Consider the following 26430-nt stretch of genomic DNA (forward strand, 5'->3'; position numbering starts at 1 on the left):
AGGGGTGCCGGGCACCATCTTTCTCTGTAGGAGCGGGGTCAGGTCCGGGCGGCGCGCTTCTCGCGCAACTGCTGGCGTCGCGCCAGGCTTTCCGGCGACCAGGTCTGGTCCAGGTCGTAGAACTGGGGAACGGCCAGGGCCCCTTCGGGGAGCACCACCCAGGGCTGCTTGGACTCGGTGTAGATGTGTATGTCCGGGGTGATCCGGTCTGGCTCGTCCAGCGTGCCCACGCGCACAAAGGCCACATCGTTGCCGCCGCCGGGGTAATGGCTCCACAGGGCGATGCGGCAATCCGGGCAACGGAGAATCTTCTGGCCCTTGCCGCTGTGCGAGGGCGTCACGATCACTTCCGGCATACCGGAAAGCAGAGTCAGGCGCTCGGTTTCCACCATGGCGTTCAGGGCGAACGAGGCCCCCGTTTCACGCTGGCACCAGCGGCAGTGGCAGCAGTGCACGATGAGTGGCGGGCCGATCATGCGGTAGCGGATCCGGCCGCAGTCGCAGCCACCTTCCAGCACAGCGTCGCCAGTCATCATGTCGCGCCTCCTCAGGCGGTGAGTAGATCCTCGTAGAACGCCCCGTAGGGTTCAGTCGGGTGGGCGATCTGGATTTCCAGAATCCACAAGCCGCCGGACGGCGGCTGGTCGAGCTCGCCCAGATCGCCAGCCTTGAATACCGCATGGGGAAAATCGCTGACGCGATGCCCCTTGATCTCGTGATGGAGGCGCCAGCCCATCGCTTCGGCCTGTTGCTCGGCAAAGGTGTAAAGCGCCTCGCCGCTCAGGCCCTGTGAACGCCATGCCTCAGCCACGCGATGGAACAACTCGCGCGCTGCATCGGCGCAGGCCTGTTTTTCGGGCGCGTGGCCGACCACGAATGTATCGCCCGCGTCACCTTCGTGGCCGGCGAACACCAGCCCCAGGTCGATGAAGTAGATATCGTTTTCGCCGAGGCGCACGTCGGCATCCGAGCGCTCGCGATACGTCTTGGTGGTGTTGGCGCCGATGCGGATGACCACCGGATGCCACAGCCGCTCCATGCCCAGTTCACGGAAGACCTCAGCCGCGGCTTCGCGCGCCTCGTCTTCGCTGATACCGGGCTGCATGCGCTGACGGATGCCATGCAGTGCCGCCCAGGTACGCTCGCGCGCATGCTGCATCAGCTGAGGATCGAAGCGGCTGCCGACCGCTTCCTTGTCTAAAGTGGTCATGGGCTATCTGTGGCGCTGTGAAGCGCAAAGCATGTCACAGCGTTGCCTGCGGCGCAGCTGCGACAGCTCAGGCCAACAGCACCAGCGCGAGGCCGATCAGCGCAGGCAGCGCCTGGATCCAAAGCACTTTACGGCTGGCGGTAAGGCCGCCGAACAGACCTGCAATCAGCACGCAGCCGAGGAAGAACACCGTGATATGCGTGCCTTCGCGGCCCAGCCAGAGCCCCCAAAACAGCCCGGCGGCCAGAAAGCCGTTGTAGAGCCCCTGATTGGCCGCCAGCACCTTCGACTGCGTGGCGAACTCCTGGGTCAGGCCGAAAGCGCGGCGGCCCGAGGGGCGATCCCACAGGAACATTTCCAGGATCAGAAACCACACGTGCAGCAGGGCGATCAGGGCGACGGCGGCTTGGGCGGCGATGAGCATGGGAGAGGCTGAAAGGTGGAAGGTGCGCAAAGTGTTGCAGCCTGCCCGCGGTGTCGCAAATCGAAGCGGCGCACCCGTATCTCTTTCAGTGGATGGCTGGGGTGGGTGACCCGGCGTAGGGTCGATTGGCTGGGCTCGGAACGATGGCTCGGCAGGCCCCAGGGGCCATGGGCCGGGCCCGGCAACTCTCAACTCTCGGGGACTCGCAACCATGAAACAGTCATTGCGTATCTGTCTGCTGCTGGCTTTTCTCTGTCCCGTTTGCGCGATGGCGCAGAACGCTTTCGACGGCACCTGGAAGGTCGACCTGAACAAGGTGCAGATGCCCAAGAAGCCTGACGTGATCGTGCTGCAGAACGGCACCTATCAATGCAAGACCTGTGTGCCGCCGATCAGCGTCAAAGCGGACGGTAAGGACCAGAAAGTCGAAGGCCACCCTTACTTCGACATGATGGCCATTGAGGTGGTCAACGATCACGCTGTGAAGGAAACGGACAAAAAGGGCGGCAAGGTGGTGGGCACGTCGACGACAACCGTTGCCGCCGACGGAAAGACAGCCCATTTCGAGTTCACCGATAGCAGCAATACCAATGGCGCGCCCGTCACCGGCAGTGGCGACATGAAGCTGGTCGACAAAGGTCCCGCTGGCTCGCATGCGATCTCCGGCTCCTGGGTCACCGCGGAGCTGGGTGGCTTCTCCGATAACGGTCTGCTGTTCACCTATAAGGAAGCCGGCGGCATGCTCAACATGACCACGCCGACGGGCCAGTCATACAACGCGAAGACCGACGGCACCGAGACGCCTTACAAGGGCGACCCCGGCATTACCAGTGTGACGGTCAAACAGACAGGCAAGAACTCGCTGGTGGAGACCGACAAGCGCGATGGCAAGGTCATTGCCGTGATCACGTCCATTCTGAGCGCCGACGGCAAGAGCATGAATGTGGTCTTCGACAACAAGCTGCAGGATCGTTCCATGTCCTACGTGGCAGTGAAGCAGTAACGGATCACTGATCCACTTTGCGGAATGTCACCACCAGCACATCCCGGTGTGCCGGGTGCGTGGGATCGTGTGGTGTCACGGCGGTGACGCCGTGACACACGCGATGGTCGTCAACGAGGGCCGCGTCGAGGGAATGCGTGAGAGTGAAGCTGCCCAAGAGCTCGCCATCGGGCTGGTGGATGCTGGTGGTGCCGCTTTCGATGTTGACGCGATCGATCAGCAATACCAGCACGTAATCCACGCCGTCGCGATGGACCCCTTCAGGGGTCGGCTCGCCAGCGGCGCCGGGACGGGCCTCGATGCGGAACTGGTGCACTTCGACATGCCAACGTTGCACCGTGCGTGCAAGGCCGGTGAAGAAGTCGCGGCTGAAGCCCAGGATGCGCTGCATGCTGGGGCCATCCGCGATGGCAGGCAACACGGGTTCAAACCAGCGCTCGATGCCGCCCTGCAGGCTGTTGTAGTCGAGGCTCTGGTAATGCGGTTGGTTCGGCTCGCGATGGATGTCGCCATGGGCACCAGCCGAGAACACCGCGTGGCGCCGCCGCCGATGGCGCCCTTTGGCCGCCAGATAGCTGTCCGGGCCCAGTTGATCCCAGCTGGCGACAAAGGCGGCCCAGTCCGCCATGCCGGCCTCCGGGCCGAGCAGCTGGCCCATGACGTCGTGGGTGACGAAGGCGAACCCGTCCTGGCGGATCAGGGCCTGCAGGTTCGGCAGGCTGGAGGCTTGGTGGTTGGTCATGTCGGGGCGGGGTGGGGAGAGGCCGTAAGCATAACGCCTGCCGGGCTCCGGCAAACAGCGCAGCCATGCGGCTTCAGCGGGGTTTGATGGCTTCGTGGACGGCGATTTTTGATCAATTGGATGTGTAGACGTTTAGACGTCTATTGACATGAGTGCCGTAGCATCGATAAAGTCCCCTCTACTCATCGAGACCGGCGGAGGGACAGGCCCTTTGAAGCCGGGGCAACCTGCGGAATATTTCCGCGACGGTGCCAATTCCTGCGGCAGCGCTTAGGGCGCAAGCCGCGAGATGAGGGCAAGTTCGCACCACTGCGTCATGGCAGGTGGTGCGCTGCTCTCCTCTCCGGTCCGCAGTTCGATGCCGACCGGAGAAGAGACCCATGTCCAGCCAGCCGCAACCCGTTCCTCCCCCTGTGTCCGCTCTAGTTGCGGCCAGTGGCGCCATGCGGCCGGATCTCACCACCCAGCGCTGCACCCGCCGCCTCACGCTGACGCCCAAGTACGGCAGCGCACCGTGCGAAGTGGACGTGCGCTACCTGTGGTGTGGCGCGCCCGATGCGCCCACGGTGATCGTGCAGGGCGGCATCTCCGCCAGCCGCGATGTCGTGGCGCTGGATGACGAGGCGGCACCCGGCTGGTGGCAGGCGCAGATAGGCGCAGGTCTGCCGCTGGATCTGGACCGCTACCGCGTGCTCTCCATCGACTGGCTCACCCCAGCGGACCTCGGCGGCGTACAGGCCGTGTCGAGCGAGGATCAGGCCGACGCGCTGGCCGCGCTGGTGGAAGCGCTGGGCATCGGCCGGGTGCACGCTTTTGTTGGTTCGTCGTATGGCGCCATGGCCGCGCTCGCTTTCGCTGCACGCCACCCCTACGCACTGGGCCGGCTGGTGCTGCTATGTGGTGCGCATCGTCCGCATCCGCTCGCTACGGCGCAGCGCTCGGTGCAGCGCGGGATTGTGCGTCTGGGCCTCGATTGCGGCCAGCCGGAACAAGCGCTCGCGCTGGCCCGCCAGTTGGCCATGACTACCTATCGCGGCAGTGAGGAATTTGCGCGCCGTTTCAACGCTGCGCCCGAGTTCCGCGACGGCCGCTTCCACTTTCCGGTCGAGGACTATCTCGAGCACGCAGGCCGCCGCTTCGTCGAGCGTTTCGACGTGGAGCGTTTCCTCGCGCTGTCCGAGTCGATCGATCTGCACGATGTCACGCCCGAGCAAGTGGCTGCCCCTGCCACGCTGATTGGCTTCCCCTCCGACCGCCTGGTGCCGCTCGCCGATCTGTGCGAACTGCAGCGCCGCCTGCATGGGGCCGCCACGCTGGAAGTGGTGGAGTCGCCCTACGGACATGACGCTTTTCTCAAGGAAACCGACCGCATCGCACCGCTGCTGCGCGATGCGCTGGCCGGTTGTTGACCCGATCTCAAAAAAGCTACACGCACGGAGAATCACCATGAGCGACACCCCCGCCCCCTGCACCCGCGCCGTGCGCGCCGGCATTGAATCGGATACCCAGCACGGTGCTGTGGTGCCCCCTCTGCATCTGTCGACCAACTACGCGTTCAATGGCCTTGGCGGCAAGCGCGCGTACGACTACTCGCGCAGCGGCAACCCCACGCGCGATCTGCTCGGCGAAGCACTGGCCGAGCTGGAGCAGGGCGCAGGTGCGGTGGTAACGGCCAGCGGCATGGCGGCGGTGGCGCTGGCACTGGAGCTGGTACCTGCAGGCTCGCTGGTGCTGGCGGCGCATGACTGCTACGGCGGTACCTGGCGCCTGCTCGATGCCTGGGCCAGGAAGGGCCGCTTCCGGGTGAAGTTCGCCGATCTCACCAACAGTCACGCGCTTGCGGAAGGGTTGGCAGAGAAGCCATCGCTGGTGTGGGTGGAGACGCCTTCCAACCCGCTGCTGCGCATTACCGACATTCGCCACGTGGCGCATGCGGCGCATGCGGTGGGTGCCTTGCTGGTGGTGGATAACACCTTCCTCTCGCCGGCCCTGCAGCAACCGCTGACGCTGGGTGCGGACGTGGTGGTGCATTCCACCACCAAGTACATCAACGGCCACAGCGATGTGGTGGGTGGCGCGGTGGTCGCACGCGATCCCGCAGTAGCCGAGCAGCTCAAGTGGTGGGGCAATTGCAACGGTCTTACGGGCGCACCGTTCGATAGTTTCCTCACGCTGCGTGGGCTGCGCACGCTGAGTGTGCGTCTGCGCCAGCATCAGGAAAGCGCCGTGCGCATTGCCGAACGTCTGGATGGTCATGCAGCGGTGCGCAAGGTTTACTACCCGGGCCTGGAAAGTCATCCCGGTCACGCACTGGCGGCGCGTCAGCAACTCGGTTTTGGCGCAATGCTGAGTTTTGAACTGGAGGGCGATGTTTCGCACATCGAGGCCTTCGTCGATGGCCTGCGTTACTTCTCGCTGGCCGAATCGCTGGGTGGCGTTGAAAGCCTGATCGCCCATCCCGCGTCGATGACGCATGCGTCGATGGCTCCCGAAGCGCGTCGTGCTGCCGGCATTGCCGACAGCCTGCTGCGCCTGTCGGTGGGTATCGAGGACGGTGACGACCTGCTGCGCGATCTGGATGCTGCGCTGCTGCGCGCCGAGGCCGTGGGCGAAGGCAAACGCCGGGTGAGCGCATGAGCGCGGTGCTGGCGGCTGAAGCCGCAAATCCGTTGCAACAGCGGACCTTGCCGAGCGTTGCCGCGGTGCTGCTCGGCACCGGTGTGGTCGGTGGCGCCTTTCTCAAGCTGCTCAACACACCGGCGGCGTCATCGATCCGGTTGGTGGGCGCCGCCAATTCGCGGCGCCAGCAGACCCAGACTGAGCAGCTGGCGGACCGCGCGCTGCGCGAAAAGCTCAAGAGTCACGGTGATCCGCGTAACGACGCAGCCCTGTTGGCGGCGCTGGATGCCAACGATGCATCGGTCAAGGTGATCATCGATGCCACGGCCTGTGGTGCGCTGGCGTCGCGCCATGCGGAATGGTTGGCGCGCGGCTATCACGTTGTAACGGCGAACAAGTCGCTGGCGGGGGGTGATCTGCCCGGTTGGCGCACGCTGCAGGCCGCGCTCGCGCAAGGCGGTCGCTATGGCGATTCGGCGACGGTGGGTGCGGGTCTGCCCGTCATCTCGACGCTGCGTCGCCTGCGCCATTGTGGCGATGCGTTGCTGACGCTGGAGGGGGTGTTCTCCGGCTCGCTCTCGTACCTGTTCAATCAGTATGACGGTAGCCAGCCGTTTTCTGCGTTGCTTCGTCGCGCGCGTGAGCTGGGTTATACCGAGCCTGATCCGCGTAGCGATCTCTCTGGCGAGGACGTGGCGCGCAAGCTGCTCATCCTGGCGCGTTGCGCCGGCTTTGCCCTGCGTCCGGATGAAGTAGAGGTGGAAAGTCTCGTTCCGGAAAGCTTGCGTGGCGTCGATGTGGAAACCTTTCTTGCGCGACTGGAAGAACTCGACGAGCCGCTAGCCACACGTTTCGCCGAGGCGAAGGCCCGCGGCGGTGCATTGCGCTTCCTCGCACGCCTCAATCAGCGTGGCCGGGCACGCGTGGGCCTTGTGGAGGTGCCCGCCAATCATCCGGCCACGCGCCTGTATGGCACCGACAACCAGTTTGCGCTCAGCACTACGCGTTACAACACGCAGCCACTGGTGATTCAGGGGCCGGGTGCGGGGCCGGAGGTGACGGCGCAGGCGTTGTTGGGAGATGTGCTCGCGCTGGTGTGAGGCCTGAGGCTTCATGAGTCGTCCAAAGAAAAACGCGCGGCTCATCACCGCGCGTTTTTCGTTTCTACCAGAGGATGTACCGATCAGTCGTGCGCGTGCGGATTGGCTTCCGCCTCTTCCACCGACGGCGTGCGCCAGCCCGACTTCACGCCCCACACATAGAACACCAGGCCGATCACGGCGACCACGGCCAGGTCGGTGCCGTAGGTCAGATAACCGTTTCCACCGAAGTCCGTGCTGCCCAGCCACGACACCAGCGCCAGCGTCGGCAGATAGAAGATCAGCCACCAGGCGCCCTTCATCTGACGCCCGAAGTCGTGCCAGTTCGCCTTGAACTGGTAGAACAGATACACCGGCAGCGCCACCACCATCAGCAGAATGATTTCGCCAGTGAGCGGCCAGCGCGCCCAGTACAGCAGCTCGGTCGCCATGACGAAGGCGACGCCCGCAAGAATCGGCAAGCCGCGGATGCGCAGCGGGCGATGCAGGTTGGGCGCGGTGCGGCGCAGCGTCATCGCGCTCACCGGACCGGTGAGGTAGGAAATGATCGTTGCTACCGAGATCACCGCTGCCAGCGTGCCCCAGCCGCGGAAGAAGAACAGGAACAGGAACGACACGGCCAGGTTGAACCACATGGCCGGACGCGGCACGCCCCACTTCGGATGGATGCGGCCGAGAAGCTTCGGCATGGTGCCGTTGCGCTCCATGCCGTAGATCATGCGGGCCGTGGTGGCGGTGTAGGTCATGCCGGTACCGCTGGGGCTGATGAACGCATCGATGTACAGCAGCATCGCCAGCCAGTGCAGGTTGACGATGATCGCCAGTTCCGCGAACGGCGAACGGAAGTCGATGCCATGCCAGCCAGCCTTGGCCAGCATCTCCGGCGGCACCGCGCCAATGTAGGCCACCTGCAGGATGATGTAGACCACCGTCGCCAGCAGAATCGAGCCGACCACCGCGAACGGAATGCTCTTGCCCGGGTTACGCGCTTCGCCGGCCAGGTTCACCGGGCTCTGGAAGCCGTTGAAGGAGAACACGATGCCGGCGGTGGCCACTGCGGTGAGTACGGCGGCGAAGTCGATGGCATGCGCATCGCCATGCACGCCCACCGAGAAGTTTTCGGTATGGAAGCCGCTGGCAATCAGCGCCAGGCCGGTAGCGGCAGGCACCACCAGCTTGAAGGTGGTGATGAGCGTATTGGAGCGGGCGAATGCCTTCACGCTCCAGAAGTTGACCAGGAAGTAGATGATGACCAGCACCGCCGCGATGAGCAGGCCGGCCGTCGAGAGTTCGCCGTGGCCATCCGGCATGTGCATGTACAGGTCCTGCGCCCACTGCCACGGCCACGAGGCCATGTACTGCACCGAGGCCTCGGCTTCTACCGGAATCACCGAGACAATCGCGATCCAGTTGGCCCATGCGCCGATAAAGCCGACCAGCGAGCCGTGCGAGTAGTGGCTGTAACGCACCATGCCGCCGGACTCGGGGAACATGGCGCCCAGCTCGGCATAGGTCAGCGCGATGGTCATGATGATCGCGGCGCCGAGCACCCAGGCCCAGACGGCGCCCGGGCCGGCCAGTCCTGCCGCCTTCCAGGCGCCGAACAGCCAGCCTGAGCCGATGATCGAGCCCAGGCCGGTCAGCATGAGGGCGAAGGGGCCGACATCGCGGCGGATCGGAGATTGAGACATGCAGGTCCCCAGGGTCAGTAGATCGACGAGCCGCCACCCGGGCGACATAAGGCCCGGATCATGACAGACCATTCACGGTGCTGTCAGCCCGCCGGGAGTCATGGCCTATGCCTACAGACACGGGCCAGGTGATTGAATCGGTTGTGGAAAGTGCTTGTGATCGGCTCCCTCTCCCCTGCGGGGAGAGGGTTGGGGTGAGGGGGCGGTCTTGCGATTTCGCCAGATCAGAGCGGGCTTTTAGGCGACCTTCCGGCGAGCACCCGCCCCTCATCCCGGCCTTCCCCCCGAAGGGGAGAAGGAGAAGTGAGGTGCATCAGCACTCGATAACGTTCACCGCCAACCCGCCGCGCGACGTTTCCTTGTATTTGTCCTTCATATCGCGACCGGTATCGCGCATGGTGGCGATCACCTTGTCCAGCGACACGCGGTGCTTGCCGTCGCTCTTGAGGGCCATGCGGCTGGCGTTGATGGCCTTCACTGAACCCATCGCATTGCGCTCGATGCAGGGAATCTGCACGAGGCCGCCGATCGGGTCGCAGGTGAGGCCGAGGTTGTGCTCCATGCCGATTTCAGCGGCGTTCTCCACCTGCAGCACGTTGCCGCCCAGCGCGGCAGTGAGGCCGCCGGCGGCCATCGAGCAGGCCACGCCCACTTCACCCTGACAGCCCACTTCGGCGCCGGAGATCGAAGCGTTCTCCTTGTAGAGAATGCCGATGGCGGCGGCGGTGAGCAGGAAGTCGATGATGCCGTTCTCGTCGGCCTTCGGGATGAAGCGGTGGTAGTAGTGCAGGACGGCCGGCACGATGCCCGCAGCGCCATTGGTCGGTGCCGTTACCACGCGACCGCCTGCGGCGTTCTCTTCGTTCACGGCGAGTGCGTAGAGGTTCACCCAGTCGAGGATGGTCAGCGGATCCTTCAGCGAGGCTTCCGGCTGGTTACGCAGGTCCGCGGCCATGGCGGGCGCGCGTCGCGCTACCTTGAGCCCGCCGGGCAGTACGCCCGGCGAACGCAGTCCACGATTCACGCAGTCCTGCATGGCCTTCCAGATGGTCAGCAGGCCGGCGCGCGTTTCCTGCTCGGTGCGCCAGACCTTTTCGTTCTCCATCATCAGCTGGGCGATGGTGAGGTTGTGCTTCTGGCACAGGTCCAGCATCTGGTCGCCGGTGGAGAACGGATATGGCTGTTCGGTGGTGTCAGCGACGATGCGATCTTCCGCGGCTTCGTCATGGTTCACCACGAAGCCGCCGCCGACCGAATAGTAGTCGCGCGTGGCCAGCTCATGGCCTTCGGCGTCATAAGCAGAGAAGCGCATGCCGTTGGTATGGAACGGCAGCTTCTGGCGCTTGTTGAACACCAGGTCGCGCTTCTCTTCGAATTCGATCTCATGCTTGCCGAGCACGCGCAGGCGATGGGTGGTGCGAATGCGCTCCAGCGTTTCGGGAATGTGGTCGGGGTCGACCGTATCCGGATGCGCGCCCTCAAAACCGAGCAACACGGCCTTGTCGGTACCGTGGCCGCGGCCGGTCATGGCCAGCGAGCCGTACAGCTCCGCACGCACACGCACCACGCGATCGAGCACGCCTTTTTCTTCCAGCCAGCGTTCAGCGAAACGGGCGGCGGCGCGCATCGGGCCGACGGTATGCGAGGAGGACGGACCAATGCCGATCTTGAACAGGTCAAATACGCTGACAGCCATGGACACACGCAGAGTGGGCGGGGAGAACGCCTATTCTACGCGGGCCGGTGCGTCTTCGTTGTCGCGGCGCAGCGAGGGGACGGTGCGCGGGCGTATGGAGCTGGAAAGCAGGGAAGAGGAGCGAGAAGTGAGAAATGAGAGAAAGCGGGGTGGGCTCTCTCTCACTCCTCTTAACTCACTCTTAGAAGGCGTATCGCACGTTCACCATGTAGCTGCGCGGCGCCGAGTAAAAGCCCTGCGCCCAATACAGGCTCGTGATGTACTTGCGGTTGGTCACGTTGTCGATGTTGAACGTGGTGCTCCAGTGCTGGCCGAAGTCGTAGCCGGCCATGAGTCCCAGCACGGCGTACGAGCCCTGTGTGGTAAAGATCTCGCTGCCATCGGTCGCCACGGCGCCCTGATCGCGATAGATACGATCCTGCCAGCGCAGCGTGCCTCCCACCTTGAAACCAGGCAGGGCATCAAAACGGTAGCTGGTGGCGAGGCGGAACATGCGGCGAGGCACATAGGTGCGCACGTTGTGGCCATTCGGGTCGACGATGCCCAGCTGGGTATAGCCGCCGCTTACCTGCCAGTTATCGGTGATCTGTCCGCCGACATCGAACTCGTAACCCTTCGAGGTGGCATCAATGCCCTGGTAGTAGTCCTGATTGGTCGCCATGTTGTGACCGGCGTATTCCGCCAGGCCGTCCTGGCGCGAGCGGAACAGCGCGAACGTGGCGTTCAGACGGCCGTCGTACCACTCGCCCTTCACGCCCACTTCGAGATTGGCGCCGGTGACCGGATCGAGCACTTTGTTGTTGGCATCGGTCTGCGTTTGTGGATTGAACAGTTGCGCGTAGCTCACATACGCCGAGTAGTGCCTCGCGAAGTCATACACCAGGCCAACGAAGGGCGTGGACTGCGACTTGCTGTAATTGCTCGGCACGCCATAGTTCTCGCCGTATTGCTCGATATGCACAAGGCTGGCGCCCGTGATCAGCCTGACGGGATCGGCCACGCTCCAGCGCGCGGTGGCATACAGCGTCTTGCGCTTGATGTGGAAGTCGCCGTGGCCATACGAGGCATCGAATGGCGGCTCCGGATAGTCGCCCGTCCATGTCGTGAGCGGCCCCAACGGTGTGCCGATGCCTTCGCCGTAGCTCGATAGCTGATGTACATCGTCTTTCGCCCAGTTCGCGCCCAATACCAGCTCATGCTTGCGGCCGGCCAGTTCGAACGGACCCGTGGCGTAGAGATCAGCGACGTACTGTTTTTCGTTGCTCGTATAGGCCGACGGATAGGCATACAGGCCCAGGCCTGTTTGTGCATTCGGGGTGCCATACACGTAGAACAGGTTGCTGTCTTCGGCGATGCGGCGATAGTTAAGCGCGGCCTTGAGGCTCCACTCGTCACCGAGTTGTTGCGTGAGTTCGACAAAGCTGCGCGTGTCCGCGACGTTCCAGCGCGACCAGTCGGCCGAGGTGCTGGTGTCGCGGGCGTAGTCGGTGGGTGTGCCGTCGGTGTTGTACAGCGGCAGCGCGCCCCACATGCCGCCGTGTGTCTTGTTCTTCTGATAGGTGACACCCGCGGTGAGCAGCGTGCTGCTGCCAAGATCGGCGTCCACGATGCCCGACAGCACCTGCTTGCGCAGGTTGTAGCGATCCAGATAGCTATCGGTGTCCTGCCCGGCGGCAATGAAGCGGCCGCGCACACTGTGCGAATCGTTGAGCGGGCCAGACAGATCGACGTCCAGCCGGCGATTGTCCCAGCTTCCAACGGTAAGGCCGATATCGCCCTGGAAGTCCGCTGTCGGGCGCTTGCGCACAAAGTTGATCGTGGCCGAAGGATTGCCGGTGAACGACAACAGCCCGTTGGCGCCGCGCAGCACTTCGATGCGCTGGTAGGGCGCCGTATCGATGTCGCCTTCCTGCTGGCCATTGGCGAACGGCAGGCCCAGGCCATCGATGAGGAAGTTGGTGATGTCGAAGCCGCGAGCGGTGTAGTAGGTGCGATCGGTTTCCACCCGCTCGACGTTGACGCCGGTGGTGGTGTCCAGCACCGCGTTGATATTGGTGAGATTGAAATCCTTCATCTGCTGATCGGTGACCACGCTCACCGATTGCGGTGTTTCCCGCAGCGACAGTGGCAGGCGCGTGGCGCCCGCCGTCGAGCGGGTGGTGTAGGCATCACCATCGCCGGTTACGGTGGCGGTGGCCTGTACCCCATCCAGGTTCTTTACGTCCCGCGGCGCATCGGCCGCCACCGGCGTGTCCTCGGCATGGAGGGCTGGCAGGACGCAGGCAACGCACAAGGCGACGGCGATACAACGCGGCAGGGAACGGCGCAGCCGAAGCTGCGAGGCTGGGAAGGGCATCGGGAGGGCCTTGACGTGATTTTGTCGGTAGGGGGAAAGCAGCTGCGCGAAGCGCGGCCAGGGCGGGAGCGGCGGCGGCCCTTATTCACAAATAATAATTATTCGCATTTGAATTTGCCAGCCTCCATCGCCGGAGGAGATGCCGCGGCGGCCTGATCTGGCGAACGCCGGTGACTGGCAAGGTGGAGAGCAGGGGGAAACCGCGCTCGCCGGAGGTCAGGCGCTCGGGTATCGTGCGCGGCCTATGTCGATGCGATATGTGCTTTACCAGCGTGACTACTGCCACCTGTGCGATCAGGCGCTGGCGGTCATGGCCGAGGCTCGCTCACCGGATTTCGACAGCGTGTGGGTCGATGACGACGATGCGCTGGAAGCGCGCTATGGCACGCGCGTGCCCGTGCTGCATGACAGCGAGAGCGGGCGGGAACTGGATTGGCCGTTTGACGCTGAGGCCGTGCGTGTGTTCCTGGATGCGCCGATGTAGGAGCGCAAAAGTGCGCTCCTACAGGGAAAGACGCGGCTTACTTGGCGGTAAGTACCAGGTGCGCGTTGATCTTCACATCCGCGGCGATCACCGAGGTGTCGGCATAGTCGCCGCCGCCCACGCCGAAATCGAGACGCTTGACTGAGCCGCTGACCTCGAGCGTGGCGCCCGCACCCTGCGGCTTGAACGTCACATTGAGGCTGACCGGCTTGGTCACGCCACGCAGCGTGAGGTTGCCGTCCGCCACTACCTGCGCGCCGTTCTGGCGGAAGCCGGTGGTGACGAAATGGGCTTTCGGAAACTTCGCCACGTTGAAGAAATCCGCCCCGGGCAGGGCGCCGTCGCGGTCGTTGTCGCCGGTTTTGACGCTGGCGAGGTCCACGTCCACATCGAACTTCGAGGTGGCCAACTTGGCCGCGTCATAGCTGATCGCCGCGGTCCACTTGTTGAAGGTGCCGTCGAACGACTGGCCCTGGAACGAGCTGGTAAAACCGAGCTTGCTGCCAGCGGGCTGTACAGCGTAGTCGGCGGCGCCGGCAATACCGGGCACGGCAAGCGCAAGCACCAGCGGGGCGATGAGCGTGAGGTGTTTCATCAGCGTTCTCCTTGCGAGGGGGATGCGTTGCGCAGGCGGCGGAAGGGCAGCATGCGCAGCAGAGTGTTGTCGCGATCGATCAGGTGGTGTTTCAAGGCGCCGCCAACGTGCAGCACCAGCATCGCCACCAGGAACCAGAACAGGAATTCGTGCACGCCTTCAGCGGTTTCCTTCAGGTCGTGGTTTGCTGCCGCAATCGCGGGCAGATTGAACTGTTTGAAGAACTGCAACGGCTTGCCCGCGACCGAGTTGAGCCACCAGCCGGTGAGGGGCAGCGCCACGATCAGCAGGTAGAGCACGCCGTGCACGGCATGCGCAGCGCGTTGCTGCCAGCGCGGTGCAGGATCCTCCACGGGGCGGCGTTCGCTGAGCCGCCACAACAGGCGCAGCAGAAACAGAGCGAGCACGGTCAGGCCGATCGACTTGTGCAAGGCCAACCAGTTGATCTTCTGCATCGGGTTGCTGGCCAGGTCCATACACAGCCCGAAGATGCCGTTGCCAATGATCAGCAGAGCCATCGTCCAGTGAAAAAACTTGGCGACCGAACCCCATTGACGGTCGTTGCTGCGCAGACTCATTGCGATTCCTTGGTGGTGTTGATGTGGTCGTCCTGAACGGCTTCCAGCTCAAGCCATACGCTGACGCTGTGGCCAATGGAATTGGCATTGGACGTCATGCCGAAATCGTCCCGCTGAAGCATGGCGGTGGCAGAAAAACCTGCCATCGTGTGCAAGCCGTAGATGGTGGTGCCCATGCGATTGAAGGTGAAGGGCAGATCCACGGGTTTCGTCACGCCGCGCAGCATCAGGTTTCCGTGTAACACGCCATGGGTGTCATCCTTACGTTCGACTGACGTACTGACGAAGTGCGCGTAACGCGCTTTCTCCACGTCGAGGAATGCAGGCTTCAGTACGGCCTCGTTCCACGCCGCATCACCCATGTCCAGGCTGGCCAGATCAATGTCCAGCTCGGTGGCCGACTGGCTCCAGTCGTCCGGGTCGAAACGGAGCCAGCCCTTTGCGATATGCAAGCGGCCGAACGGGCGCGAAAAGCCGTTGTGGTCGATGCTGAAGACGATCTGGCTATGCGTGGTGTCGTAGCGGTACGTCGACGGTGCCGCCAGCGCGGCGCTTAACGGCCAGCAAGCGGCCATCAGGGCGAGAAGTAAGCCGCTTGTGAGGCGTAGCTGGTGCATGCCCAAGAGTCTGGACGATCCGTCCGGGAGGCGCCAGCGGTCCGCGGCGGAACGCATTGTTTCCCGCGACGGGGTCTTCACAAAAAACCGATGGCACAAGCGGGAGGACGGCGTAAATAGACTCTTTGTTTTGCTCGTTCTGACGCGGTCGCTCTGGCATTATCGGGCGATTCTGGGGGAAATCATGCTGTCGTCCTTGTTGCTAAGCGCCTTCCTGTTCGCAGGCTTGCCGACGCCCGTGACGGCGGCTGTACCACTCACGACGCCCGGTGGCATGGCGCTGCCCACGCCCCAGTTCCGCCGTTATGGCACCGCCGAAGGGCTGCCGAGCAGTAGCGTGTACACCGTGGTGCAGGCCCCGGACGGGGCCATGTGGTTTGGCACCAAGAGCGGCATCGCCCGCTATGACGGCGTCGGCTTCAAGGTATTTCGCCATGGTGTGGGCGATCCGCAGTCTTTGTACAACAACGGTATTTCGGCCTTGATGTTCGACCGGGGCGGGCGCCTGTGGGCCGCCGGTCTCGAGGCGGGGCTCAACCGATACGACGATCGGTCCGGAACCTTTCGCCATTGGGGGCATGACCCCAATGATCCGACCAGCCTCTCCAGCGATAAGGCCTGGTCCATCGCGCACACCGACGACGGCACGATCTGGGTAGGCACCGCCATGGGCCTGGATCGCATGCGCATGGACGGTCATGGTTTCGACCATATCGTCGTCACCGGCAACACGCCCGAAGCCCTGGGCACGGTCGGTACGCTTTACGTGGACGCACACGGGCAGCTGTGGGTCGGTAGCGACAACGGGATTTTCCGGCGAGATGAGGCTGGCGAGTTCCATCTCATTACGTCCGCCACACCGGGCGAGGCGCTCGCTGCATGGCGTATCGAAGGCGAAGGCGACGAGGTCCGCATTGCCTCGACGCGCGCTTTGTACGTCGTGGGCAAGGACGACGTGGCGCGGCAGATCGGTCGCGGCGAGCTTCCCGAAACCAACATACACAGCAGCGTGCGCGATCGCGCCGGACGCTTGTGGGTAGGCACGCAGCGCGGGCTGTATTTGCAGGAGAAGGAAGGCGACCCCGTCAAACCCGTTACCAACCAGCCCGTGCTCTTTGGCAACCTGCCGGGCACGTGGGTATGGCAGATCCATCCAGACAACGAAGGCGGTCTGTGGATCGCCTTGTTCGACGGTGGTGTGGGTTACCTCGCGCCGGGGTGGAACAACGTCAGCCGCTTCACCCACATTCCTGATGACGACAACAGTCTGCGTGACTCGGTGGCGTATTCGGTGGCGCGCGGCAACGCCAACACGATCTGGGTGGGTGAGCGTGGTGGCCGCGTAGATCGCCTGTGGCCATCCACCGGCAAGGTGGAGCATGCGATATCGGGTTTGCGTGGTGACGTGCTGGGCATGACCGAAGACGCGGAGGGGCGTCTGTGGGTCGCCGTGCAGGGCGAACTGTTTCGCTACGCCGATGGCAAGCTCGATCAGGTGCCGGGCACGGCGAGCGGCATGAAGCACCCGCTGGAGGTGGAGGTCGGCCCCGACGGCAAGCTTTACGCGCGCACCTTTGGCGAAGGCATGTTCCGCATTGACCAGGACACGCTGACGGTAACGCCGGTGCCGTTTCGTCCCCTGCAGGAGCGTGCGCGCTGGGGCAGCCAGCTCACCCTGAAAAACGGCGTGTTCTGGTACGCCAGCGATGGCGGCCTGCTGCGGCTTGATCGCACCAACAGCTATTTCGAGCCGGTCGCCGGCGTGGACCGCGGCGAAGCGGTGGATGCCTTTGACTTTACCGACGGCGGCATGTGGCTCGCACGTCCTGACGGTCTGGAGCACTACCGCTACGAAGGCGATGCGTTGGCGCTGGATCGCAAGATCAACGCGGCGAACGGATGGCCGTCCATCAACGTCGTCGATCTGGCGGTGGACAAATACCAGCGCGTGTGGATCTTCGGCCGAGACGGTTTGTGGCGGTTCGATCCTGCCAGTGGCCAGTTCAACGAACTGGGCTTGCAGGACGGCCTCAGCAACGGCGAATTCATGCGCGGCTTTGGCCGTCTCACCGACGGCACCATTTACGCACCCACCCTGGGCGGCGTGATGGGCTTCAACCCCAATCGCGTGGACGAACATGCGGCGCCGCCGCCGGTGGCGATCACCCATGTGAGCGTGCGCCGCAACGATGTCGTGCAGGATTTGTCGGTGCCGGCGTCCAACGATCTATTCATCGGCTGGAAGGACAGCGGACTCAGTATTGAGGCGCGGGTGTTTTCTTATGTCGACCCGGTGGCCAATCGCTACCGCTTCCGCATGACGGGCCTGGATACGGCGTGGGTGGATACCGGTAGCCGTGGCGAGCGCGATTTCACCGGATTGCCGCACGGCGACTACACGCTGGATGTCATGGCGGCGGGTGCGGATGGCGTCTGGTCAACGTTGGGGCAGCCCGTACGGATTCACGTGCAGGCGCCGCCGTGGGCCCGGTGGTGGGCCTGGTGCGGCTATGTGTTGCTGGCTGTCTTGCTGGTATGGCTCGGGTTGCAGGCATGGCGCCGCCGTTTGGCGCAGCGACATCAGATCCAGCTGGCCGAACAGCGCAGCCGTCTGGCCGAGCAGGCGAGTGCGGCCAAGACCCAGTTTCTTGCCACGCTCAGCCACGAGATCCGCACGCCGATGACGGGTGTCATGGGTATGGCGGAACTGTTGCTAAGCACGCCGATGAGCGCTACGCAGCGCGATTACGCCGAGGCCATGCAGCGCTCGGGCGGCATGCTGCTCAAGCTGGTCAACGATGCGCTCGATCTGGCGCGCATCGAGGCCGGCAAGCTGGAGCTGGACAACGCGCCGTTCGATCCGCGCGCGTTGATTGCCGACGTTGCACAACTGGAGATGGGGCAGGCACGCGCCAAGGGATTGCGCTTCGAACTCGACATGCCCGATGACCTGCCGCATCGCATGGTGGGCGACGCCGTACGCATCAAGCAGGTGCTGCTGAATCTCGCCAACAACGCCATGAAATTTACCGAACGCGGCAGCGTGACGCTGCGCGTGAGGCGCACGGAAGAAGGATTGCGTTTCAGTGTCATCGACACCGGTCCGGGCATTCCCGAGGCAAGCCAGGCGCGTCTGTTTCAGCGCTTTGAGCAGGTGACGGGGCCGCAGCGGCGTGCGGGCAGCGGCCTGGGTCTGGCGATTTGCCGGGAGCTGGTGGCCATGATGGGCGGCAGTATCGAACTGGAGTCGAAGGTGGCGTTTGGCAGTACGTTCCACGTGCGCCTTCCTTTGCTGGTGACGCAGGAGCCTGCGGCAGCGATGGCCGTGCGCAGTGACGGCACCGCCGAGACCCGCTTGCATGTGTTGCTGGTGGAGGACGACACCATTGTGGCGGCGGTGATTCGTGGCCTGCTCGAACGCGTGGGACACGAAGTGCGTTACGTGGGTAATGGTCTTGCTGCGCTGGCCGAGCTTGCACAGGCGCCGTGCGACATGATTCTGCTCGACCTCGACTTGCCGGGCATCGATGGGTTCCAGATTGCGCGGCTGATTCGTCAGCGCGAAGAGCCGGGGCACCGCATACCGATCGTGGCGATTACCGCGCGTTCGGGCGGTGATGAGGAAATCCGCGCGCGTGAGGCGGGTATGGATGGCTTTCTGCGCAAGCCGCTTACGGGCGAGCAGTTGCTGGATGCGATCAACGAGCAGATGGCTGTGCCGCCGGAATCCGTGGACGGTTAGCGCATCTCCCGTTTCGGGAGATGCAGAGTTACATATCGAACTTGTTGACCTCGAATCCGCGGCGCTTGTACTCGGTCCAGCGGGTGCGTGAACCGTCGCGTTCGGCGGGGTCGGCCGCCACGACTTCCAGTACGCGGTCGTAGCGGCCTTCTGCGCAGTCTTCGCGCAGGTTGATCAGCATCGGGCGTTCTGGCGTGTCGATGCCGGGTGGGGCGATCAGTACAGCGGTGAATGCATCATCGTCATCGCCCGCAAGCTGGTGCGAGATGAAGCCATCCGGATCGAACTCCCATAGCAGCTCGTCGATAGCCTCGGCCTGCGCAAAGTCACGCGCGAGGATCAGCGTGGGCTGCTGCGCGGCGAACGCGCGCTTGGCGAGTTCGCACACCAGCAGCAGTGGCTGCTCGCGAAAGCGCGGCTTGTCGATCAGATAGAAGTCGGCGCGAGGCATAGGCGGAAGCTTTCCTGGTTCGTCATTCCGGCGCAGGCCGGAATCCAGTGGCGAAGGCAAGTGGTTTTCGGGAGGAGCGCAATCGTCGTGTTGCGATAGCGCGAAAACCGATTCGTGTCGCTGCTGGATTCCGGCCTGCGCCGGAATGACGGTATGGAGGTTATGCGGCCCGATCGATCAGCCACTGCACCAGCAGCGACACCGGACGGCCGGTGGCCAGGCCCTTGCGGCCTTCGTCCCATGCGGTGCCGGCGATGTCCAGATGCGCCCAGCGCTGGCCTTCGGTGAAGCGCGACAGGAAGCAACCAGCCGTAATGGCACCGGCGTTTTTACCACCGATGTTGGCGACGTCGGCAAAGCCCGATTCCAGCTGCACCTGGTAGTCGTCCCACAGCGGCAGGCGCCATGCGCGATCCAGCGTGTGCTCACCGGCGGCGATCAGCTCGGCGGCGAGGTCGTCGTGCTTGCTCATCAGGCCGCTGGCATGCTTGCCCAGCGCGATCACGCAGGCGCCAGTCAGCGTGGCGGCGTCGATCAGCACCTTCGGCTCGAACGTCTTCGCCGTGTAGGTGAGCGCGTCGCACAGAATCAGGCGGCCTTCCGCGTCGGTGTTGAGCACTTCAATGGTCAGGCCCGACAGGCTGGTCAGCACGTCGCTCGGGCGGTAGCTGTCGCCATCGGGCATGTTCTCGACCGCCGGCACCACGCAAACGAGGTTCACCGGTACGCCCAGCTTCACGGTCGCCACAAAGCTGCCGAGCACGCCAGCGGCGCCGCCCATGTCGAACTTCATCTCTTCCATGCCCGGGCCGGGCTTGAGGCTGATGCCGCCGGTATCGAACGTGATGCCCTTGCCGACGAACGCGTAAGGCTTGTCGCCTTCGGCGCCGCCCTTGTACTCCAGAATCACCAGCTTGGGCTTGTTGGCCGAGCCGCGGCCCACGGCCAGCAGCGAACCGAAACCGAGTTCGCCCATCTTCTCGTGGTCGAGTACGTTGCAGCTCACCTTGTCATGCTGCGCTGCGAACTGTTCGGCCTGGCTGGCGATGTAGGCGGGGTTGCAGATATTGGGCGGCAGGTTGGCCAGCTCGCGGGCAAAGCGCACGCCTTCAGCGATGGCAACGGCCTGCTGCAGGCCCGCCTTGGCATCGTCGCCAGCGGCAAAGGTGACGGCCGTCAGCTCCGGCTGCGCGGACTTTTCGCGCGGCTTGAAGGTGGCGGTGTAGCGATACGCCGCATAGTCGGCGCCGAGCACCGCAGTGCGCACGCGCCATGCGGCGTCGTGACCCGGCACGTCCACTTCGGTGAGGTAGGACACGGCGCTGCCGATCGGCAGGCGGCCTAGGGCACGCGCCGCTTCGATATTGACCTTCTGGTAGCGTGCACCGTCGAACGACTTCTGCGTTCCCAGTCCCACCACCAGCACGCGCTTGGCGGCGACGCCCTCGGGCGCGAACAGCACAGCCGTGGTGCCGGCCTTGCCGTTGATGTCACCGCTCTCCACCTGGCGCTTGATGGCGCCATGGGCGGCGGTATCCACGCGGGCGGCGGCGCTGGTGAGCACACCGTTCTCATAGACGCCGACCACCACGCAGGGGGTTTCGACGGTTTCGGGAGCGGCAGAGCCGAGGCTGAACTGGAGAGTCATGAACATGTCCTGCAAAAAGGTCCGGAAAGGCCCGGACAGGCTAGACTTGGGGTTTGCCGGCCCCGCAAGGGCGGCGCCAAGCCTTTCATCTTATCGCATGTCGAGAACCTGTCCCCAAGAACCGGGTTACACTTCGCCGTTGTTTCTCATCCCGCACGCTCCCCGGCGTGGCGGGCTTTTGCGAGCGTGAGGACCGGTTCTGAGCATCCTCGATCGTTATTTCCTGCGTGAGTTGGCACAGACCGTAGCCGCCACCGCCATTGTGCTGCTGGCCATCATGGCCGGCACCTCGTTCGCGCACGTGCTGCAGCAGGTGGCCAACGGCAGCTTTCCGGCCAGCGTGATGTTCCAGGTGCTTGGCCTGAACATGCTCGACGGGCTCACCACGCTGCTGCCGCTGTCGGCCTTCCTGGGTGTGCTCAATGGCCTGGGCCGCATGTATCGCGAGAGCGAAATGCACGTGCTGGCCTCGTCCGGCATGGGAGCGTCGGGCCTGCTGCGTCCGGTCGCCATCCTCTCCGTGGGCATCGCGATCCTGGTGGGCACGGTGTCGCTTTGGCTGGGGCCGTGGGCCGCGCGCACGTCTGACCAGCTGGTGTCCGAAGCGAACCGGTCGGTGATTGCGGCGGGTCTGGACGCCGGACGCTTCACCCCGCTGCCGGGCAAGGGTGGCGTCATTCTGGTGGATGAGCTCAGCCGCGACGGCAGCACGCTGGGCAATACCTTTATTGCGACCGAGCGCGTCGGCAAGGACAACGTCACGCATATCAAGCTGGTGACGGGCAAGCATGGCCAGCTTTATCAGGAAACCGACGGCAACGGCCGCTTTCTGGCACTGCACGATGGCTGGCAGTACGACGTTCCGCTCGGCGCAGACAACTGGCGCAAGATGAAGTACGAGCGCAACGACGCCTCGCTCGACAACATCCAGTCCGATCAGGACGCCGAAGATCCCGCGCACTCGCTCACCACCATGCAGCTGCTGCGCACGGACAATCCGGATACGCGCGCCGAGTTTGCGTGGCGCACCATCGCGCCGGCCATGACGCTGGTGCTGCTCGCGCTGGCGTTGCCCATGTCGCGCCAGAGTCCACGCGAACCGCGTTTCGGCCGTATGTTGCTGGCGGTGCTCAGCTTCTATTTCTACTACCTGCTGTTGGCCTTGTGCCGCGGCCAGATCATCAAGGGCCACTGGCACCATTCGGCACCCATGTGGATGGTGACCTTTATCGTGTTTGGTCTTGCCGTATGGATGTTCCGTAGCCAGTACGCCGAGCGCAAACCGCGAAAGGCGGGTGCCTGATGGCCGCGTTGCGTATTCGCCGCGTCGACTGGCTGGTCGGCACGACCGTCCTGGGTTCGCTGCTGATGGTGTGGCTGGTGATCACCGGCCTCGATGCGGTGTTCCAGTTCCTGCGCCAGCTTGGCAACGTCGGCAAGAACGGTTTCACCATCACCAATGCCGTGGTCTACGTGCTGGTGACCTTCCCGCGTCGCCTGTACGAGATGTTTGGCAATGCGGCGCTGATCGGCGGCCTGCTGGGCCTGGGTGGCCTGGCCTCCACCAACGAGCTGACCGCCTTGCGCGCTTGCGGCCTTTCCAAGCTGCGCATCGCGGTGTCGGCGGCGGGCGTGGTGGCGATCATGGTGGTGGCCGTGGTGATTCTTGGCGAAACCGCCGCGCCCTGGGGCGATCAGCAGGCTCAGGCCATGCAGCTACGCCTGAAATCGAATAACGCCGGCATGGTCGGCAGCTCCGGTTTGTGGGAGCGCGACGGCAACAACCTCATTAACGTCAAAAGCTGGACCGCCAAGCACGAAGGCGCGATCGACCTGGTCGAGTTGAACGACGTGCGCGTGTTCCATATGGCGCCCGATGGCCAGTTGAACCGTTTCGACTGGGCGGTTTCCGCGCTGCACGATGGCAACCATTGGGTGCTTAAAAATGTGCAGAGCACAGTGCTCGATGAGCAGGGTGTGCACCGCACGCAGGCGGCAAGCAAGCAGTGGGACACCAACCTCAATGCCCAGGTGCTGGCGCAATCGGTGATCCAGGTGCAGTACCTGCCCATGCGCGCTCTGTGGCGCAACATTCAGTACAACGAGCGCAATGGGCAGAGCACCACCGTGTTTGCCAGTGCGTTCTGGACCCGTGCGCTGTATCCGCTCAACGTGCTGGTGTTGGTGCTGTGCGCCATGCCGTTCTCGTTCGGTACGTTGCGTTCCGGTGGTCTGGGCAAGCGCATGTTCATCGGCATGCTGCTGGCGATTGGCTGGTACTTCCTGCAGAAGGCGATGGTGAACTTCGGTACGGTTTACGGTGTGCCGCCGTTCCTCGCCAACATTTTGCCGGCGACGATTCTCGCGCTGGCTGCGTGGCTATATTTCCGCAAGAACGGATAGCACCGCGCACCAGCTCCCTCTCCCCTCCGGGGAGAGGGTTGGGGTGAGAGGCGGGTGCTCGCCATGACGTCTGTCCAGATCGGCTTCTACGCCAGTGACGAAGTCGCCCGCGCTCAATCCTCGCCATCGCCAGAGGCGGTGGCAGGCTCCGCATCCGCCACAAACTTCCCGTCCTCCGCCAGGCGCGTGAACAACCCGCCCTGGCGTATCAGCTCATCGAAGCGCCCCTGTTCCACCAGCCGCCCCTGATCAAGCACCAGAATCAGGTCGGCATGGCGCACCGTCGACAATCGATGCGCAATGACAAAGGTGGTGCGGCCCACCGTCAAACGATCGAGCGCACGCTGGATCCTTGCCTCCGTCGCGTTATCAAGCGCGCTGGTGGCTTCATCGAGAATCAGGATGGGCGCATCCTTCAACATGGCGCGTGCAATCGCCAGACGCTGCCGTTCACCGCCCGATAGCGAGCGGCCACGTTCGGCGACGAGTGTCTCCAGGCCTTCCGGCTTGCGAGCGATGAACGCAGCGGCTTCCGCGGCGGCCACGGCCTCCTCAATGGTTTGCGTGTCGGCCTCGGGATTACCGACGCGCAGGTTCTCGAGAATGGACCGGTAGAACATGCCCGCATCCTGAAACACCACGCCGATGTTCCGCCGTAGCGATTCCAGCGTGACATCGCGAACATCATGGCCATCGACCGTGACGCGGCCTTCGCTGGGGTCGTAGGCCCGGTACAGCAGGCTGAGCGCGGTGCTCTTGCCCGCGCCTGTCGGGCCCACCAGGGCAATGGTGCTGCCGGGCGGAGCGCGAAAATGCAGGTTGTGCAGGGCAGGCTGCACCGGGTCATAACCGAAGCTGACGTGATCGAACACCACCTCGCCGCGCACGCGGGGAAGTGCCATCGCGCCGGGGCGATCCTCGATCTCCGAGCGGCGATCCAATACGGCAAAAAAGTCACGCAATGATTGCGACTGGAAAAACAGGTTCGAAAGAAACGTGGCGAACTGTTCCAGCCGTCCGATCAGCAACATGGAAAAGCCCACGAAGCTGACAATGCCGCCCACGCTGATCTCGCCGCGTGCGTGCAGCGCCGCGCCGACGGCAAAGATCGCCACGATCGTGAGTGTGCTGGCGGCGCGATTGAGCACCGACAGAATCGCCCAGCCGCGCAGTACCGGATACTGCGCGTTGAGTGTCCGCGTCATCAGCTCTTGCAAGGCACGCGACTCGGCGGCCAGTCGCGTAAAACTCTGCACGACGGTCACGTTGCCGAACACGTCGCCCGCCCGCGTAGCAATCTCGTGGTGCAGTTCTTCCACCTCACCCTGTGCCTTGTGCGTGCGCTGCACCGCGATGGCGTTGAACACGGAAAAGCAGACGAGCAGGGCGATCATCAGCAGCGCCAGTTTCCAGTTCAACCACAGCGCCACCGGCACCATCACCAGAATCGACAGCAGCGTAGCGAGATGCTCGCGAAAGAAACTCAGCCACAGGTTGAACAGATTGCCGACGCCGACATTCATGATGCGCGACAACCGTCCCGTGTGATATTCGCCGTGGAACGACTGTGGCATCGCTGCTGCGTGTTCAAAGAACATGGCGATGGCGGCGAGGCGCCGCCGATGCGCCAGGCGGTCGGCATGCAACGACACCCACACATTGGCCAGCACGCCGGCAAAGCCGATGCCGGCCCACAAGGCGATCAGCCGCGGCGCGCCACTGCCGTTGGCAGCACCGAGTGCGTCCACCACCCGGCCAAACAGCACCGGCTCCAGAAAAAACACCCCGGCCAGCGCAAGGTTGGCCAGGGCGAGCGTGATCGCCAGCTTGCGCTCGGGCGCCAGCAGGCCGATGACGCGCAGGTACAGATGCAGGAACGACATGCCGTAGCTCCGCTTGTCTCACACCCGCATCGTGCAGGTTTCGTGACGCCAAAGGCTATCCCATGCAACGGGTCATCGTCAGCGCTTGCCCGGACGCGGGGGAGAGATCAAGCTGCGAATCTGTTTGTCAGAGAGAGCCTCCCGTGGAACTGATCGACCTGCGTAGCGATACCGTGACCCGTCCCACCCCGGCCATGCGCGCCGCCATGCTGGATGCCGCCGTGGGTGATGATGTCTACGGCGAGGATCCTACGGTCAATGCGCTTCAGCAGCGCCTCGCTGCCGACCTTGGCTTTGAGGCGGCGGTGTTTGTGCCCACGGGAACGCAGTCGAACCTCATTGCGCTGATGTCGCATTGCGAACGTGGCGATGAATATCTGGTGGGTGCGGACGCGCATACGTACAAGTTCGAGGGCGGCGGTGCGGCGGTGCTTGGGTCGATCCAACCGCAGCCGATTCCCCATGACGCGGATGGCAGCCTGCCGCTGGATAAGGTGGCCGCGGCGATCAAGCCGATCGATCCACACTTTGCCCGCACGCGCCTGCTGGCACTGGAGAACACCTGGCACGGGCGCGCGCTGCCGATGGACTATCTGAAAGCCGCTCACGATTTCGCCCGCGAGCGAGGGCTTGCGCTGCATCTGGATGGGGCACGCCTGTTCAACGCCGCGGTGGCTTGCGGCGTGCCCGCGCGTGACATCGCGAAACACTTCGACAGTGTGTCGGTATGTCTGTCCAAGGGGCTGGGCGCGCCGGTGGGCTCCGTGTTGGTGGGTTCTGCCGCGCTGATCGAAAAGGCGCGCCGCTGGAAGAAGGTGGCAGGCGGCGGCTGGCGACAGGCCGGCATGCTTGCCGCTGCGGCGCAATACGCGCTGGACCATCACGTTCATCGTCTCGCCGAGGATCACGCGCGTGCGGCGGCGTTGGCCGCGAGTCTGGGTGACATTTCCGGCGTGAAGTTGCTGGGCCATCACACCAACATGGTATTCATCGATGTGCCCGCTGATCGTCTGCGGGAATTGGACGTCCATTTGCGCAGCGCTGGGATCCGCATCAGCATTGGCTATCTGCCGACGCTGCGGCTGGTGACGCACCTGGACGTGAACGATGAGGGTGTCGCGAGGACGGTGGAAGCGTTCCGCCAGTTCTTTACCCGCTGACGCGCCGCGTTCGGTTATGGCTCATCAG

The 26430-nt window shown here is 64.0% G+C and carries 22 protein-coding genes and 1 riboswitch; of the genes, 9 read left to right on the forward strand and 13 right to left on the reverse strand.

The genetic code is table 11. From position 1 onward, the window contains the following. Positions 1 to 38 precede the first annotated feature (38 nt). The 3 genes from OQE56_RS05525 to OQE56_RS05535 form a co-directional block, all read right to left on the reverse strand. Positions 39 to 536 (reverse strand): GFA family protein, encoded by a 498-nt coding sequence (locus tag OQE56_RS05525; RefSeq protein WP_267222359.1) that lies wholly within the window; start codon positions 534 to 536, stop codon positions 39 to 41. A gap of 11 nt (positions 537 to 547) precedes the next feature. Further along, positions 548 to 1210, reverse strand: coding sequence for a M24 family metallopeptidase (locus tag OQE56_RS05530; protein ID WP_267222361.1), 663 nt, complete (start codon positions 1208 to 1210; stop codon positions 548 to 550). A 67-nt stretch (positions 1211 to 1277) separates the two neighbouring features. Continuing rightward, a complete protein-coding gene (locus tag OQE56_RS05535) occupies positions 1278 to 1634 on the reverse strand; it encodes a DUF1304 domain-containing protein (RefSeq protein ID WP_267222362.1) in 357 nt (118 codons plus the stop codon). A gap of 211 nt (positions 1635 to 1845) precedes the next feature. Between OQE56_RS05535 and OQE56_RS05540 the strand changes: the two genes are divergently transcribed. Further along, positions 1846 to 2637, forward strand: coding sequence for a hypothetical protein (locus OQE56_RS05540; protein WP_267222364.1), 792 nt, complete (start codon positions 1846 to 1848; stop codon positions 2635 to 2637). Positions 2638 to 2641: 4 nt separating this feature from the next. Here the strand turns inward: OQE56_RS05540 and OQE56_RS05545 are convergent, their stop codons facing one another. Then, the gene (locus OQE56_RS05545) at positions 2642 to 3379 is read right to left on the reverse strand and encodes a 2OG-Fe dioxygenase family protein (protein ID WP_267222366.1); all 738 of its coding nucleotides are present in this window, start codon (positions 3377 to 3379) and stop codon (positions 2642 to 2644) included. A gap of 179 nt (positions 3380 to 3558) precedes the next feature. Continuing rightward, positions 3559 to 3675, forward strand: a riboswitch (SAM riboswitch). Positions 3676 to 3759: 84 nt separating this feature from the next. Here OQE56_RS05545 and metX point away from each other — a divergent pair. From metX to OQE56_RS05560, 3 genes are read left to right on the forward strand one after another with little or no spacing between them, the layout of a single operon-like run. Continuing rightward, positions 3760 to 4788, forward strand: a complete 1029-nt coding sequence (metX, locus tag OQE56_RS05550; RefSeq protein WP_267222368.1) for a homoserine O-succinyltransferase MetX — start codon at positions 3760 to 3762, stop codon at positions 4786 to 4788. A gap of 37 nt (positions 4789 to 4825) precedes the next feature. After that, positions 4826 to 6016 (forward strand): cystathionine gamma-synthase, encoded by a 1191-nt coding sequence (metB, locus tag OQE56_RS05555; protein WP_425601597.1) that lies wholly within the window; start codon positions 4826 to 4828, stop codon positions 6014 to 6016. Continuing rightward, positions 6013 to 7098: a homoserine dehydrogenase family protein gene (locus tag OQE56_RS05560; protein WP_267222370.1), complete on the forward strand. Its 1086-nt coding sequence runs from the start codon at positions 6013 to 6015 to the stop codon at positions 7096 to 7098. The genes metB and OQE56_RS05560 overlap by 4 nt, the downstream gene beginning before the upstream one ends. 83 nt (positions 7099 to 7181) lie before the next feature. Here OQE56_RS05560 and OQE56_RS05565 read toward each other — a convergent pair whose 3' ends face one another. From OQE56_RS05565 to OQE56_RS05575, 3 genes are all read right to left on the reverse strand, one after another. Then, positions 7182 to 8789 carry an APC family permease gene (locus OQE56_RS05565; RefSeq protein ID WP_267222372.1) on the reverse strand — a complete coding sequence of 536 codons (1608 nt, stop codon included), beginning with the start codon at positions 8787 to 8789 and terminating at the stop codon, positions 7182 to 7184. A gap of 313 nt (positions 8790 to 9102) precedes the next feature. Beyond that, a complete protein-coding gene (locus OQE56_RS05570) occupies positions 9103 to 10485 on the reverse strand; it encodes an L-serine ammonia-lyase (protein WP_267222374.1) in 1383 nt (460 codons plus the stop codon). A 181-nt stretch (positions 10486 to 10666) separates the two neighbouring features. After that, positions 10667 to 12841: a TonB-dependent siderophore receptor gene (locus OQE56_RS05575; protein ID WP_267222376.1), complete on the reverse strand. Its 2175-nt coding sequence runs from the start codon at positions 12839 to 12841 to the stop codon at positions 10667 to 10669. A 244-nt stretch (positions 12842 to 13085) separates the two neighbouring features. Between OQE56_RS05575 and OQE56_RS05580 the strand changes: the two genes are divergently transcribed. Beyond that, positions 13086 to 13325 carry a glutaredoxin family protein gene (locus OQE56_RS05580; protein ID WP_267222378.1) on the forward strand — a complete coding sequence of 80 codons (240 nt, stop codon included), beginning with the start codon at positions 13086 to 13088 and terminating at the stop codon, positions 13323 to 13325. A 37-nt stretch (positions 13326 to 13362) separates the two neighbouring features. Here the strand turns inward: OQE56_RS05580 and OQE56_RS05585 are convergent, their stop codons facing one another. The 3 genes from OQE56_RS05585 to OQE56_RS05595 are packed head-to-tail and all read right to left on the reverse strand — an operon-like array spanning position 13363 to position 15115. Then, the gene (locus OQE56_RS05585; RefSeq protein ID WP_267222380.1) at positions 13363 to 13920 is read right to left on the reverse strand and encodes a YceI family protein; all 558 of its coding nucleotides are present in this window, start codon (positions 13918 to 13920) and stop codon (positions 13363 to 13365) included. Next, on the reverse strand, positions 13920 to 14498 hold the full coding sequence (locus tag OQE56_RS05590) for a cytochrome b (RefSeq protein ID WP_267222381.1): 579 nt from the start codon (positions 14496 to 14498) through the stop codon (positions 13920 to 13922). Before OQE56_RS05590 ends, OQE56_RS05585 begins: the two co-directional genes overlap by 1 nt. Beyond that, the gene (locus OQE56_RS05595; protein WP_267222383.1) at positions 14495 to 15115 is read right to left on the reverse strand and encodes a YceI family protein; all 621 of its coding nucleotides are present in this window, start codon (positions 15113 to 15115) and stop codon (positions 14495 to 14497) included. Before OQE56_RS05595 ends, OQE56_RS05590 begins: the two co-directional genes overlap by 4 nt. Positions 15116 to 15299: 184 nt before the next feature. On the opposite strand from OQE56_RS05595, the gene OQE56_RS05600 reads away from it, so the two are divergent. Next, positions 15300 to 18857: a hybrid sensor histidine kinase/response regulator gene (locus OQE56_RS05600; protein WP_267222385.1), complete on the forward strand. Its 3558-nt coding sequence runs from the start codon at positions 15300 to 15302 to the stop codon at positions 18855 to 18857. Between the two features lie 28 nt (positions 18858 to 18885). Here the strand turns inward: OQE56_RS05600 and OQE56_RS05605 are convergent, their stop codons facing one another. Both OQE56_RS05605 and OQE56_RS05610 read right to left on the reverse strand, forming a co-directional pair. Next, positions 18886 to 19308, reverse strand: coding sequence for a DNA polymerase III subunit chi (locus OQE56_RS05605; RefSeq protein WP_267222386.1), 423 nt, complete (start codon positions 19306 to 19308; stop codon positions 18886 to 18888). A gap of 160 nt (positions 19309 to 19468) precedes the next feature. Continuing rightward, complete coding sequence (locus tag OQE56_RS05610) at positions 19469 to 20956, reverse strand: leucyl aminopeptidase (protein WP_267222388.1); 1488 nt, start codon at positions 20954 to 20956, stop codon at positions 19469 to 19471. A gap of 205 nt (positions 20957 to 21161) precedes the next feature. Here OQE56_RS05610 and lptF point away from each other — a divergent pair, with 205 nt between their 5' ends. After that, the gene (gene lptF, locus OQE56_RS05615) at positions 21162 to 22259 is read left to right on the forward strand and encodes an LPS export ABC transporter permease LptF (RefSeq protein ID WP_267223373.1); all 1098 of its coding nucleotides are present in this window, start codon (positions 21162 to 21164) and stop codon (positions 22257 to 22259) included. Continuing rightward, positions 22259 to 23359 (forward strand): LPS export ABC transporter permease LptG, encoded by a 1101-nt coding sequence (gene lptG, locus OQE56_RS05620; protein WP_267222389.1) that lies wholly within the window; start codon positions 22259 to 22261, stop codon positions 23357 to 23359. Before lptF ends, lptG begins: the two co-directional genes overlap by 1 nt. A 113-nt stretch (positions 23360 to 23472) precedes the next feature. Here the strand turns inward: lptG and OQE56_RS05625 are convergent, their stop codons facing one another. Then, positions 23473 to 25242 (reverse strand): glucan ABC transporter ATP-binding protein/ permease, encoded by a 1770-nt coding sequence (locus tag OQE56_RS05625; RefSeq protein ID WP_267222391.1) that lies wholly within the window; start codon positions 25240 to 25242, stop codon positions 23473 to 23475. 143 nt (positions 25243 to 25385) lie between these two features. Here OQE56_RS05625 and ltaE point away from each other — a divergent pair, with 143 nt between their 5' ends. After that, on the forward strand, positions 25386 to 26402 hold the full coding sequence (gene ltaE, locus OQE56_RS05630) for a low-specificity L-threonine aldolase (protein WP_267222393.1): 1017 nt from the start codon (positions 25386 to 25388) through the stop codon (positions 26400 to 26402). Positions 26403 to 26430 lie beyond the last annotated feature (28 nt).

It is taken from the genome of Dyella silvae, assembly GCF_026421305.1.
GTDB classification, from domain to species: domain Bacteria; phylum Pseudomonadota; class Gammaproteobacteria; order Xanthomonadales; family Rhodanobacteraceae; genus Dyella; species Dyella silvae.